This is a genomic window from Aquimarina sp. MAR_2010_214 (assembly GCF_002846555.1).
Taxonomy (GTDB): Bacteria; Bacteroidota; Bacteroidia; order Flavobacteriales; family Flavobacteriaceae; genus Aquimarina.
In genome coordinates, this window is the sequence record NZ_PJMS01000001.1 from 860,988 (window position 1) to 874,408 (window position 13,421).

Annotated in this window: 15 protein-coding genes; 12 read left to right on the forward strand and 3 right to left on the reverse strand. The window is 31.9% G+C overall.

Going from position 1 to position 13,421, the window contains the following annotated elements; all coding sequences use genetic code 11:
* Positions 1–4: 4 nt before the first annotated feature.
* The 11 genes from rfbB to ATE84_RS03790 all read left to right on the forward strand — a co-directional run bounded on the left by rfbB (position 5) and on the right by ATE84_RS03790 (position 11,092).
* On the forward strand, positions 5–1,018 hold the full coding sequence (gene rfbB / locus ATE84_RS03740; RefSeq protein ID WP_101445892.1) for a dTDP-glucose 4,6-dehydratase: 1,014 nt from the start codon (positions 5–7) through the stop codon (positions 1,016–1,018).
* 111 nt (positions 1,019–1,129) lie between these two features.
* On the forward strand, positions 1,130–1,987 hold the full coding sequence (gene rfbA / locus ATE84_RS03745; RefSeq protein WP_101445893.1) for a glucose-1-phosphate thymidylyltransferase RfbA: 858 nt from the start codon (positions 1,130–1,132) through the stop codon (positions 1,985–1,987).
* 1 nt (position 1,988) lies between these two features.
* Positions 1,989–2,534 (forward strand): dTDP-4-dehydrorhamnose 3,5-epimerase, encoded by a 546-nt coding sequence (rfbC, locus tag ATE84_RS03750; RefSeq protein ID WP_101445894.1) that lies wholly within the window; start codon positions 1,989–1,991, stop codon positions 2,532–2,534.
* 316 nt (positions 2,535–2,850) lie between these two features.
* Positions 2,851–3,891, forward strand: a complete 1,041-nt coding sequence (locus ATE84_RS03755; protein WP_101445896.1) for a hypothetical protein — start codon at positions 2,851–2,853, stop codon at positions 3,889–3,891.
* 17 nt (positions 3,892–3,908) lie between these two features.
* The gene (gene rfbD, locus ATE84_RS03760; protein WP_101445897.1) at positions 3,909–4,778 is read left to right on the forward strand and encodes a dTDP-4-dehydrorhamnose reductase; all 870 of its coding nucleotides are present in this window, start codon (positions 3,909–3,911) and stop codon (positions 4,776–4,778) included.
* Positions 4,778–5,902, forward strand: a complete 1,125-nt coding sequence (wecB, locus tag ATE84_RS03765; protein WP_101450819.1) for a non-hydrolyzing UDP-N-acetylglucosamine 2-epimerase — start codon at positions 4,778–4,780, stop codon at positions 5,900–5,902. The genes rfbD and wecB overlap by 1 nt, the downstream gene beginning before the upstream one ends.
* 2 nt (positions 5,903–5,904) lie before the next feature.
* Complete coding sequence (gene wecC / locus ATE84_RS03770; RefSeq protein ID WP_101445898.1) at positions 5,905–7,119, forward strand: UDP-N-acetyl-D-mannosamine dehydrogenase; 1,215 nt, start codon at positions 5,905–5,907, stop codon at positions 7,117–7,119.
* The gene (locus ATE84_RS03775) at positions 7,119–8,393 is read left to right on the forward strand and encodes a nucleotide sugar dehydrogenase (RefSeq protein ID WP_101445900.1); all 1,275 of its coding nucleotides are present in this window, start codon (positions 7,119–7,121) and stop codon (positions 8,391–8,393) included. Before wecC ends, ATE84_RS03775 begins: the two co-directional genes overlap by 1 nt.
* A gap of 3 nt (positions 8,394–8,396) precedes the next feature.
* Positions 8,397–8,984, forward strand: a complete 588-nt coding sequence (locus tag ATE84_RS03780; RefSeq protein WP_101445901.1) for an acyltransferase — start codon at positions 8,397–8,399, stop codon at positions 8,982–8,984.
* 5 nt (positions 8,985–8,989) lie between these two features.
* Positions 8,990–10,084 carry a DegT/DnrJ/EryC1/StrS aminotransferase family protein gene (locus tag ATE84_RS03785; RefSeq protein WP_101445903.1) on the forward strand — a complete coding sequence of 365 codons (1,095 nt, stop codon included), beginning with the start codon at positions 8,990–8,992 and terminating at the stop codon, positions 10,082–10,084.
* A 63-nt stretch (positions 10,085–10,147) separates the two neighbouring features.
* Positions 10,148–11,092, forward strand: a complete 945-nt coding sequence (locus tag ATE84_RS03790) for a Gfo/Idh/MocA family protein (protein ID WP_101445905.1) — start codon at positions 10,148–10,150, stop codon at positions 11,090–11,092.
* Positions 11,093–11,642: 550 nt separating this feature from the next.
* On the opposite strand, the gene ATE84_RS25820 is transcribed toward ATE84_RS03790, so the two are convergent.
* The 3 genes from ATE84_RS25820 to ATE84_RS25830 form a co-directional block, all read right to left on the reverse strand.
* Positions 11,643–11,837, reverse strand: a complete 195-nt coding sequence (locus ATE84_RS25820) for a transposase (RefSeq protein WP_158237165.1) — start codon at positions 11,835–11,837, stop codon at positions 11,643–11,645.
* 75 nt (positions 11,838–11,912) lie between these two features.
* Positions 11,913–12,173 carry a transposase gene (locus ATE84_RS25825; protein ID WP_158237166.1) on the reverse strand — a complete coding sequence of 87 codons (261 nt, stop codon included), beginning with the start codon at positions 12,171–12,173 and terminating at the stop codon, positions 11,913–11,915.
* Positions 12,174–12,186: 13 nt separating this feature from the next.
* Positions 12,187–12,699, reverse strand: a complete 513-nt coding sequence (locus ATE84_RS25830; RefSeq protein ID WP_143273561.1) for a transposase — start codon at positions 12,697–12,699, stop codon at positions 12,187–12,189.
* A gap of 410 nt (positions 12,700–13,109) precedes the next feature.
* Here ATE84_RS25830 and ATE84_RS03805 point away from each other — a divergent pair, with 410 nt between their 5' ends.
* Positions 13,110–13,400 (forward strand): transposase, encoded by a 291-nt coding sequence (locus tag ATE84_RS03805; protein ID WP_158237167.1) that lies wholly within the window; start codon positions 13,110–13,112, stop codon positions 13,398–13,400.
* The last annotated feature ends 21 nt before the right edge of the window (positions 13,401–13,421 follow it).

Consider the following 13,421-nt stretch of genomic DNA (forward strand, 5'->3'; position numbering starts at 1 on the left):
TACGATGAAAAAAAATATACTAATAACAGGAGGTGCAGGATTTATAGGGTCGAATTTTGTGAACCTCATTTCAAAAAATAACGACTCAAAAATCATCAATCTTGATGCGTTAACCTATGCTGCTGATCTTACTAATGTTGAAGTCAAAAATGATATAAACTATACTTTTATAAAAGGAGATATCTGTGATTGGAGTGTAGTTGAAAAAGTTTTTATCGAACACAAAATCGATACCGTAGTTCATTTTGCTGCAGAATCTCATGTCGATAATTCTATTAAGGGCCCAAAAGCCTTTATTGAAACTAATATTGTGGGCACTTTTAATTTGCTACAAGCTGCATACCAGACATGGATGAAAGCTCCAAATCAACCAAAATTAGAATTTGAACACGCTCGCTTTTTACATGTTTCTACAGATGAGGTCTATGGTACATTAGGAAAAACAGGTCTTTTTACCGAAGAAACGCCTTATGCACCTAATAGTCCATATAGTGCTTCAAAAGCATCTTCTGATATGTTAGTTCGAAGTTATTTTCATACCTATGGTTTACCAGTAGTAACAACGAATTGTTCAAATAATTATGGCCCTAGACAGCATAATGAAAAACTGATCCCAACTATCATTAGAAAGGCTATTAATGAAGAAAACATACCTATATATGGTGATGGCAAAAATGTAAGAGATTGGTTATATGTTTTAGATCATTGTAAAGGAATAGATTTAGTATTACGTAAAGGAAAAATTGGAGAGACTTATAATATTGGAGGAAAAAACGAAAGAGAAAACATATATATTGCCACTACTATTTGTGAAATTTTAGACACTATAATTCCAAGGAGTACTGCTAAATCATATAAAGACCTTATTACTTATGTTACCGATAGACCTGGTCATGATTTTAGGTATGCCATTGATGCTTCTAAAATTGAAAATGAGTTAGAGTGGGGAGCAGAAGAAAATTTTGAAACAGGGATAGTAAAAACAATTAGATGGTACTTAGAAAAATATAAAAACTAAAAACGTTTATCATTCCAGAGTAGACTGGATTTATTTTGAATATTTGTGAAGTAATTTTGCAATTAATAAAATCACCTCGGATTTCAGACATCCGGCTTCAGACAAAAAGAGATGAAAGGAATAATATTAGCAGGAGGATCAGGAACACGTTTACATCCACTTACACTGGCAATTAGTAAACAATTAATGCCGGTTTATGACAAGCCAATGATATATTATCCGCTTTCTACGTTGATTTCTGCAGGAATTAAAGAGATTTTAATTATCTCTACTCCTCAAGATTTACCATTATTTGAAAAGCTATTGGGTGATGGTAAAATCTATGGTTGTCGATTTGAGTATGCTATTCAGGATCAACCTAACGGATTGGCAGAAGCTTTTATTATTGGAGAAAAATTTATTGGTGATGATAAAGTTGCCCTAATATTAGGGGATAATATATTTTATGGATCTGGATTAGAAAAACTTTTAGAAAACAACAATGATCCTAATGGCGGCATTATATATGCGTATCATGTTCAAGATCCCGAACGATATGGAGTTGTTGATTTTGATAAGAATGGTAAAGTCACTTCAATAGAAGAAAAACCTAAGCAACCGAAATCTAATTACGCTGTACCGGGAATTTACTTTTACGATAATAAAGTAGTAGAAATTGCTAAAGCCATTACACCAAGTGCACGAGGAGAACTAGAAATTACCGATATAAATAATGTTTACCTGCAACAAGGAAAATTAAAAGTAAGCATACTCGATAAGGGCACAGCATGGCTGGATACAGGAACATTTAACTCTCTCATGCAAGCGAGTCAATTTGTTCAAGTTATAGAAGAACGACAAGGACTTAAAATTGGAGCTATAGAAGAAATAGCATATAAAAAAGGTTTTATTGATAAAAATCAACTTCAGGAATTAGCAAAACCTTTATTAAAAAGTGGATATGGTAAATATTTATTACAACTAGATTAACATGGAAATTAAATCTACGTTTATTGATGGGTGTTTTGTAATTAAACCCAGAGTATTTAGTGATGAAAGAGGTTCTTTTTTTGAAAGCTTTAATCAAAAGATATTCGAAGAAATTACCGGATTAAAGATCGATTTTGTACAAGATAACCAGTCTGTTTCTAAAAGAGGAGTGCTTAGAGGATTACATTTTCAAACAGGAAAATATGAACAAGCAAAATTGGTTAGGGCAGTTAAAGGAGAAGTATTAGATGTGGTTGTCGATCTAAGACCCAATTCTAAAACATATAAAGAACACTTTTCTATTGTGTTAAATGATCATAATAATTTTCAGCTATTTGTTCCCAGAGGTTTTGCACACGGATTTATTACATTGAGTGAAAGCGCAATTTTTAATTATAAATGTGATAATTATTATCATAAATCTTCAGAGTCAGGAATCATATACAATGATCCTGAACTTGCAATTGACTGGAAATTAGATGTTTCCGAAATTCAATTGTCAGAAAAAGATAAAAAACTACTTTGTTTTAAAGATTTAGAAAACTAAGAAAATAATTGATATTTGTTAGCAAAATGTTAAGTTTTGTAAAAACGTTTCAAAACCATTTTTCTTTCATTAATTTGTGCCCGTTTTCTTTTCTAAGTGAAAAAAAAACATACTAAATAGCAGTTATTATAAATACAAGTAATTGTATTTTATCGTTGACGCTTTACCTACCCGATCGTCACTTTTATTCAATGGATTCTCAAAATTAATTCCTTTTTTAAGGGATCTATATGTATTCGAATCTGTTGGACTATTGATTTTTAAATTTATTAATTAAGGAACAGTTTAGTTCCTAAAATAAAGCTAACCTACGACGATGAGAGAACATACCTCGGAAGAAATTGATTTGGGACAATTATTTCAACTTATTGGAAATGTAATTAATAGTTTTTTTAAATTTATTAGAGATATATTTAATAACATTTTTCACCTATCAATCTTATTTCTTAAATTCATAAGAACTCATTTTTTAAAATTTATAATTGTTGTGTTTTTGGGAGTCATGCTGGGAGGATATTTGGATTATAAATCTCAACCTATATACAAATCTTCCATGATTATAGAACCTAATTTTAATAGTGTTCAACAGCTATATAATAATATTGAATTTTACAATCAATTGGCAAAACAGCAAGAAAATAAAGCTTTGGCTGAAGCTTTACATATTCCTGAAAAAGAAGCATTATATATTAAAAAAGTGATGATAGAATCATTTTCTGATGAAACACAGAGAATAAAACAATTTAGTGAATTTATTGGCGAATTAGATTCAATATCTCAAAAACAGGTAGATTACGAATACTATTTAAAAAACTTTAATGACATCAATGCAAAATTTCATAAAATACAGATAGAAGCAACATCTCCAGAAATTGCAAAAAAATGCCAGAATACAATTGTTAATTCTATAGAAAATAATGAATATTTCAAGCTTCAGAAAGAGATTAACGATTATAATATTGCTCTTGAGGATTCAATTATAGAACAACAACAAAAAGAGATAGATGATTTACAAGAATTCTATAAAAAGGTAAAAATTTTAGAAGCAAAAAAACCAGATGGCAGAACGAGTATTAATTTGGCAGAAAATAAACCTTATCAAACCTCAGAAATTGAATTGCTTAATCAAGCACAAAAATTAAAAGACGAAAAAATTGAATTGAATAATGAAAAAGGAAATACGAAGAATACCATTAATATTATTTCAGAATTTCCTAATAAAGGAGCATTGGTAAATGATTTTCTTAATAAAAAAATTGTATTAATGCCTATAATATTTGTTACTATCTTATTTTTGATTCTAATTCTAATTTCATTAAATATTTATTTAATGAATTATGATAAATTAAGTGCATGAATTTGGTAAGACAATAAATGGAAAAAAAATCAGAGAAAAATAATATTTTGATTACGGGGTCGAGTGGTCAGTTAGGACAATGTATAGAAAAAATTAAGAAAAACTATCCTGGATTACAATTGCATTTTGCTAGTTCTAAAGAGTTAGATATTACAAAAAAAGAGGAGATACAACGTTTTTTTGAGGGTAAGTCATTCAATTTTGTAGTGAATTGTGCTGCATATACCAACGTAGAACAAGCAGAAAAAGCACCAGAAAAAGCTTTTTTGGTTAATGCTACAGGAGTGTTAAATATAGCACAGGTTTGTAAAGAGTATGATACTACATTTATCCATATATCTACTGATTATGTTTTTGATGGTTCGAAAGAAACGCCTTATCTTGAAGAAGATATTCCAAACCCCATTAATGAGTACGGAAAATCAAAATTATCTGGTGAACAATACATCCAAGAAATCTTAGAGAAATATTTTATCATTAGAACTTCATGGTTGTACTCTGAATTTGGGCACAATTTTTTTAAAACTATTGTAAAAAAATCAGAAACAGAAACAGAGCTTATGATTACAACTTTTGAAACTGGGACTCCAACAAATGCAAATGATTTGGCTAAGTTTATCCTCGATTTGATCGTAAATAACAATCAAAAACACGGTATTTATAATTTCAGTAACCTTGGTGAAGCTACTTGGTATGATTTTGCTAAGGAAATTTTGAGGATTTCGGGTAAACTTGAGTACATAATACTTAAAAAAACCGATAATTACGCTACTTTTGCAGAAAGACCAAAATATAGTGTATTGATGAAACAAAAGTTAGAGAACACTTTTGATTTAAGTATTTTAACTTGGGAAGAATCTCTAATAAATTTATATTCAATTATTTAATGAAAAAAAATTTAATCGTTTTTGGAACTAGACCAGAAGCTATAAAGATGGCTCCTTTGGTTAAAGAATTTCAAAAACACACAGATATTTTTAATACCAAAGTATGTATTACAGCACAACATAGAGAAATGTTAGATCAGGTGCTGTCTTTTTTTGAAATTAGTCCTGATTATGATTTAGATTTAATGAAGCCTAATCAGAATCTATATAACCTTACTGCAGATATTATCGTTGGTTTGAAACCAATTCTGGAGGAATTTCAACCTGATTATGTTTATGTTCATGGTGATACTACAACTACCATGGCTTCGAGTATAGCTGCTTTTTATTCTGGAGCTAAAGTTTGTCATGTAGAAGCAGGATTAAGAACATTTAATATGAAATCTCCGTTTCCCGAAGAAATGAATAGGAGCGTGGCAGGGGTAATTTCTGAAATTCACTTTGCTCCAACTAAAACTTCAAGGCAAAATTTGATTAATGAGAATAAATCTTCTGATTCAATATTAATAACTGGTAACACAGTTATAGATGCATTGAAATTTAGTGTTGAGAAGGTTAATGCTAATAGATTTGAAGATAAGGAGATAGAACAACTTAAAAAAGTTGTTGAGGATGATAAGAAGTTAATACTTGTTACAGGGCATAGGAGAGAAAATCATGGTCAAGGATTTGTAAATATTTGTGAAGCGCTGAAACAAATAGCGACAGATAATCCTGAAGCGCAAATTATTTATCCAGTACATTTAAATCCGAATGTTCAAAAACCAGTATATGAACTTTTGGGTGAGGTAAAAAACATTCAGCTAATTTCACCATTATCATATCCTGCTTTCGTATGGTTAATGAATCAATCATATCTGATTATTACAGATAGTGGCGGAGTTCAAGAAGAAGCACCTAGCTTAGGAAAACCAGTTTTGGTTATGAGAGATACTACAGAAAGACCTGAAGCGGTTGATGCTGGAACTGTCATTTTGGTTGGTACAATTAAAGATAGAATAATAATAGAAACAAAGAAGCTTTTAAGAGATAATGAGGCTTATGAAAACATGAGTAAGCTTCATAATCCATATGGAGACGGTAAAGCTTGTCAGCGAATTGTAGAATATATTTCAAAGAACTAAATATGAATAATAAGCCTAGTGTAGTAATGATTGGTTTGGGTTATATTGGGCTCCCAACAGCAGCATTAATAGCACAAAACAAAACATATGTCCACGGAGTTGATATTAATCCTAAAGTTGTAGAAACCGTAAACGCAGGTAAAATTCACATTGTTGAGCCTGAATTGGATGAAGCTGTAGCAAATGCTGTGAAAAATGGTTACTTGAGTGCATCAACAACTCCTGTTGTTGCAGATACTTATTTAATAGTGGTTCCTACTCCATTTAAAGGTAAGAATGAACCAGATATTTCTTTTGTAGAAGCTGCAACACGAGGAATAATCCCATTACTGAAAGAGGATGATTTATATATTATTGAGTCAACATCTCCTATTGGAACCACAGAAAAAATGATGGAGATAATCTACTCAGAAAGATCTGATTTGGAAGGGAAATTGAATATTGCGTATTGTCCAGAACGTGTTCTTCCTGGAAATGTGATGTATGAATTAGTACATAATGATAGGGTAATTGGTGGTATCGATGAGAAATCAACAATCAAAGCATTAAATTTTTATCGAGAGTTCATCAAAGGAGAGTTGCATAAAACTAATGCTAGAACTGCCGAAATGTGTAAATTGGTTGAGAATTCATCTCGTGATGTTCAAATTGCATTTGCTAATGAGTTATCGCTTATTTGTGACAAAGCAGATATTAATGTTTGGGAATTAATAGAGCTTGCTAATAAGCATCCTAGAGTGAATATCTTACAGCCTGGTTGTGGTGTTGGAGGTCATTGTATAGCTGTTGACCCTTATTTTATTGTAGCAGATTATCCAATGGAATCCCAGATTATCGGTAAAGCTCGAGAAATTAATAATTATAAATCATTTTGGTGTGCCGAAAAGGTAAAAACAGCTAAACTCGAGTTTGAACTAAAAAAAGGACGTAAACCCAATATTGCACTAATGGGATTGGCATTTAAACCAAATATTGACGATTTAAGAGAATCACCAGCTAAGTATATTGTTCAAAAGGTTTTACAAAATGCAAATAACGAAGAGTATTATATTGTAGAACCCAATATTTCTGAGCATAAGGTTTTCAAATTGACTAACTATTTAGAAGCAATCAAAAAAGCAGATATTATTGTATTTTTGGTTGCTCATAAAGAATTTATAAATCTAAATGTTTCTAAAGATAAAGTTATTTTAGATTTTTGCGGAATAATAAATTGATGAAAAAGACGAATATAAAAGATAATAAAATTGCCATAATTGGATTAGGGTATGTAGGCTTGCCTCTGGCTGTTGAATTTAGTAAGAATGATTTTAATGTTATTGGTTATGACATTAATTCGTTGAGAATAGAAAATTTATGTAAAGGGATTGATTTTACAAATGAAGTTTCCGAAGATGATCTTAAAGAACTTAAATCAATCCATTATACTTCTGATAAAAAAGAAATACAAGTTGCAAATATATATATAGTAACCGTTCCTACACCAATAGATGAATTTAAGCAGCCTGATTTAAACCCTTTAAAGGAAGCAAGTAAATTAGTTGGAAGATATTTGTCCAAAGGAGATCTAGTTATATTTGAATCTACTGTTTTTCCTGGGTGTACCGAAGAAGTTTGTGTCCCTATTTTGGAAGAATATAGTGACTTTAAGTTTAATGTTGATTTCTTTTGTGGATATTCTCCAGAAAGAATAAATCCAGGGGATAAAGTCAGAAGGGTACATAATATTGTTAAAATTACTTCGGGAAGTAATGAGAGAATTGCTGAAGTAGTTGATCAATTATATAGTACTATTGTTACTGTAGGTACCCATAAAGCATCTTCAATTAAAGTGGCAGAAGCTGCCAAAATTATTGAAAACACGCAAAGAGATTTAAATATTTCGTTTGTAAATGAGTTGGCGTTAATTTTTGATAAAATGAACATTGACACTTTAGAAGTTTTAGAAGCAGCCGGAACCAAATGGAATTTTTTACCTTTTAGACCAGGATTAGTGGGAGGACATTGTATTGGTGTTGACCCATTTTACTTAACTCATAAGGCTGAGAGTCTTGGGTATCATCCACAGGTAATCTTGTCGGGAAGAAAAATCAATGACGAAATGGGGGTCCATATTGCTAATAAGGTTATAAAACTTATGGTTAAAGAAGGACTTAGAGTTAAAAATGCGAAAGCGTTAATTTTAGGAATTACGTTTAAAGAAAACTGTCCCGATATAAGAAACTCTAAAGTAATCGATGTAATTAATGAACTTAAAGAATTTGGAGTTGAAGTTGAGATTTATGACCCACATGCCGATCGTAAAGAAGTTAAAAAAGAATATGACGTTGATTTGATTAATGAACCAAAAAGAAAATATGACACTATTATTTTAACTGTGGGTCATGATGAATTCAAAAAACTAAATATTAAGGAGTTAGGTAATACTAATGTTGTGATTTATGATGTAAAAAGTTTTTTCCCAAAAGAATTAGTAACAGATAGACTTTAAGATATGAGTAAAAAAAAGTATTATGCTCATGAGACAGCAGTAATTGATGATAATTGTATCATTGGAAGAGACACAAAAATATGGCACTTTTCTCATATAATGCCTAATTGTGATATTGGCGAAGCATGTAATATTGGTCAAAATGTGGTCGTATCTCCAGAAGTTAAGCTTGGAAGCAACGTGAAAGTACAAAATAATGTTTCTATATATACAGGAGTAGTATGTGAGGATGATGTTTTCTTGGGGCCATCAATGGTGTTTACTAATGTTATCAATCCTAGAAGTGCTGTTAACAGAAGAGGAAAATATGCAATAACAAATGTAAAAAAAGGAGCATCAATAGGAGCTAACGCAACAATTATTTGTGGGAATGATATTGGTGAATATGCATTGATAGGCGCAGGTGCAGTGGTTACGAAATCAATCAAACCTTATGCATTGATTGTTGGTAATCCAGCAAGACAAATAGGTTGGGTTAGTGAATACGGGCATCGATTGACTTTTGATGAGAACAATGAAGCAGTTTGCCCGGAAAGTAATCAAGAATATAAATTAGACTCTAAGGGAGATATTGTAGAAAGAATTAGATAGTTAAGATGAAAATAGATTTTGCTAATTTGACAAAAGCCTATCTAGAGAATAGAAAAGCTATTGATAGGGCTATGAGTAATGTTGTTTCTTCCTCTAGATTTATAATGGGAGAGGAAGTACAAGAATTAGAAAAGCAATTACAACAATATACAGGCTCTAAGCATGCGATTACATGTGCATCAGGAACAGACGCCCTTATATTAGCTATGATGGCATTAGATATTAAGCCGGGAGATGAAATTATCACGTCTCCGTTTACTTTTATTGCTTCTGCAGAAACTATAGCATTTCTTGGAGCAATTCCTGTATTTGTAGATATTGATGAAGCTACATATAACATTGATGCTAATCAAATAGAAGGAAAAATCACTAAAAAGACTAAAGCGATAATGCCAGTATCGCTTTATGGACAGGTAGCAAATATGGATACTATTAATAATTTGGCAGAGAAATACGATTTAGCAGTTATTGAAGATGCAGCACAGAGTTTTGGAGCTACCTATAAAGGCAAGAAAAGCTGTAATCTTTCTACAATAGGTTGTACTTCTTTTTTTCCAGCAAAACCATTGGGATGCTTTGGTGATGGAGGAGCTCTTTTTACAGATAATAAAGCATTATCGGACAAAATAAAGAGTATACGTGTGCATGGCCAAACTCAACGATATATCCATAAATATATTGGTATCGGAGGGCGGTTGGATACTTTACAAGCTGCAATTTTGATTGAGAAATTAAAACACTACGACAAGGATGTTAAGAGAAGGCAAATAATAGCCAAAAAATATGATGAATATCTTACCGAATATACAACTATACCAATTATTGAAGAGCACAATACTTCGGTATGGGCTCAATATTCTATCCGAGTAAAGGATCGTAATAATGTTCAGGAAAAGTTGAAAGAGAAAGGAATACCTACAGCAGTTCATTATCCCAGACCTCTTCACTTACAAGAATGTTTCGAATATTTGGGATATAAAACAGGTGATTTTCCAATTGCTGAGAGCGTATCGGATGAAATTATGAGCTTACCCATGAATCCGTATTTAACAGCAGAAGAGATAAATTATATAGCAGAAGAATTGAAAAAAACGTTATAATAAATTTAAGTTTTTGCTTTTACTGAAATAGCTTTAGGCTTATGATATTAAATAAATAAACGAATGAAAAACTTTGCATTGATAGGTGCCGCAGGATATATTGCACCAAGACATATGAAAGCTATAAAAGATACTAATAACATACTTTTAGCTGCTTATGATAAGAACGATAGTGTAGGAGTTATAGATTCTCATTTCCCAAAAGCAGATTTTTTTGTGGAGTTTGAGAGGTTTGACAGACATATAGAAAAACTTAAATATGAACAAGATCTATTTTTGGATTATGTAAGTATATGTTCTCCAAATTATTTACACGATGCACATATTAGATTTGCATTACGTAGTGGAGCAGACGCCATATGCGAGAAACCACTTGTTTTGAACCCATGGAATATTGATAAACTTCAAAAGGTCGAAGAAAAGACAGGTAAAAAGATTTATAATATTCTTCAACTTAGGGTACACCCATCAATAATAGCATTAAAAGAGAAGGTAAAAAACACTAAAAAAGAGACTAAATTTGAAGTAGATTTAACATACTTAACCTCAAGAGGTAATTGGTATCATACCTCTTGGAAAGGTGACAAAAGTAAATCTGGAGGGATTGCAACAAATATTGGAGTACACTTTTATGATATGTTATCCTGGATTTTTGGAGATGTACAAGATAATGTAGTTCATATTCATGAAGAAGATAGAGCTGCGGGATACTTAGAATTTGAAAACGCACGTGTTCGCTGGTTTTTATCTATAAATGCTGAATATTTACCTAAGGAAGTAAAAGATAAAGGTCAAACAACCTATAGATCAATAACTATTAATGGTGAAGAATTAGAATTTAGTGGTGGTTTCACTGATCTTCATACGATGGTATATAAAGATATTTTAGAAGGAAAAGGATACGGCTTAGATGCGGCAAGGACAGCTATTGGAATTGTTCATGAAATAAGAAATACAAATCCGGTAGGACTTAAAGGAGAATATCACAGGTTTTTAAATAATGACTAACATCAATATATAATTTTGTATTAACAATTTTTATTGTATTTTCTAATCTATGGAAGACAACATCAGACAGTAATAATAGAAAGCTTGATCGATCTGAAAGGGTTTAGATTTAATATTTCGAACTATAAGAGCTCCAAAGCTGGATCTTTGATAACTATTAAGTCGAATAAATTCGATACGCTCTCTGATGTTGCCAAGCACCTTGATTTAAAGCTAGAATGTATATGTATCGCTGGTTTCGTAATTATCGTGAATCTGGGGAATCAGCAAGTTCCTTGAGAAAGAGCGAAGAGATAATAGTACCTCTGGTATTTCCCCCTGAGATTCATAAAGTGCTTGAGAGTTTTCTGAATGATCCCGAGAATAGTTTTTTAGATTTCTGGGATGCCAAGCAACGGGTAGAAGAGACTATGGTATAGAATTAGTTACCAGCGATTGTGGCATTATATGACTCATAAACTAAATGAGACCGTTGCAAAAGACTACGTAAATTGATTTTAAATCTGATTTTTTCAATTTTCTTTTGATTTTAGAGCATATATGCTTGTTTCTAATGCTCATTTCTATTAATTTTACAATTAGAGGCGAGTATCCCTGGACTTCGATACAGATTATAACACATCGCTTCCATAAGATTTGAGTGTGCATTTTTGATGCCTCTGTACCTTGCTGTACCGCCAGAAAACCATCGCTTTATGCCTCCAAAAGTACGTTCTACTTTAAATCTTATTTTTCCTATAAGCAAGCTTATTGAACTTCTTCCCCCAATGGGTTAAAGGTTTGTTTTTATATACCTTTTTTAGAATATGGTTTTTAGTTTTCATTCTTTAAGGAGTTCTGAGTTTTTCTTTGATTGATACCTTTTGTCTGCTTTTAGTGGAATACCTTCTGGTAAATCTGCAGTATTCGATACCTGCTCTAAATTGGCTACTTCATTAGTACTGGCTTTCGTGGTTAACATTCCTAGAACCAAGCCTTCGTTGTCGGTAAAATGGTGCCTTTTGTAACCAAATCTGTATTTACCTCCTTTCTTTAGCCAAGCAGTTTGCGAATCTACACTATCTGGATACTCTTTAACCACTTCAACTTCTTGTTCATATTTTCTGTCCTCTGTTACCTTGTGATTGGTTTTTTCTTTGGATTTTAGAGGAGGTATCTATAACAATTGCATCAACAATAACCCCTGTTTTAACTATGATTTTATGAGCTTCCAGTTGATGGTTAATTTCTTTTAATAGTGGTTGGTAAGCTTTTGCTTTTGTCAGGATGGTTCTAAAACGGGATAAGGTACTATGATCAGGAGCTACTTGGTCGATATGTAACCCACAAAAGTAGCTAAAAGAAATACTGTCATTAACCTGGTCTTCAACTTCATAATCACTTAAACCATACCAAGTTTGAAGCAAACTCATTTTAAAAAGCAATAATCCAATATAACTCGTTTTTCCTGTGGCACTTAGCTCTTTAGTATGATGCTCTTTCAAAACTGTTATAATAGGTTGCCAATTTAAAAGCGTATTGATTTGTGTAAAAAAGGTTTGCTTGATCTTACGAGAACGTATATTGCAAATACTATCTGCTAAGGTTGGGTATTGTACTAATTCCATAATCAAAAGATAAGCAATCTTATCAAATTATGAAAACCCTTACAACGGTCTCTAAATGCGAAGCTGAAAATCCCCAGGAGATCAAATATCAATAAAGATCGAGAAGCACAGCAGCTTTTTTAAAACTCCCTAATGTCTTTACTGAGATTGGAAACAGTCTATATAAAGATAAGTTCGACAGTGTAAACCTGGATTTTCAGGATAAATCCAGATACGGCTTAAAGACATTTGTTGGACGCTGCTTATCAATGGTTGGAGTAAGGCCTTTGGTAGCTTACCAGCACAGTTATCTCTGGGGAAGCTATTCTCCTATTGCTGGAGACAGCTTTGTATGGGAGATTAACGGAGTTGATAATAAAATATTGGAAACATATCTAAAGGAGTTTTAAAACCCCATAGAGTTTAAAATAGTGGTCATAGATAATGCGGCTTTTCACGTAACCAAAAACATTGCTACACCAAAGAGTATATACTTGTTGAGAATTCCTCCATACACCCCAGAATTTAATCCTTGTGGGCAGATATGGCAATATATAAAGCAAAGATTTAAGGACAGACAGTTCGATTCATTAATAGAACTAAAGAAATGGCTGAGTCAACAAGTTTGTCAAATGAAAACCCTTGCAACGGTCTCAATTCAATTGAAAAAACAAGGGATGGTTAAATTTAACTATAGTGTTTGGTTTAAACTAATCAAGTAATCTTTTTTAATTAAAAATTAG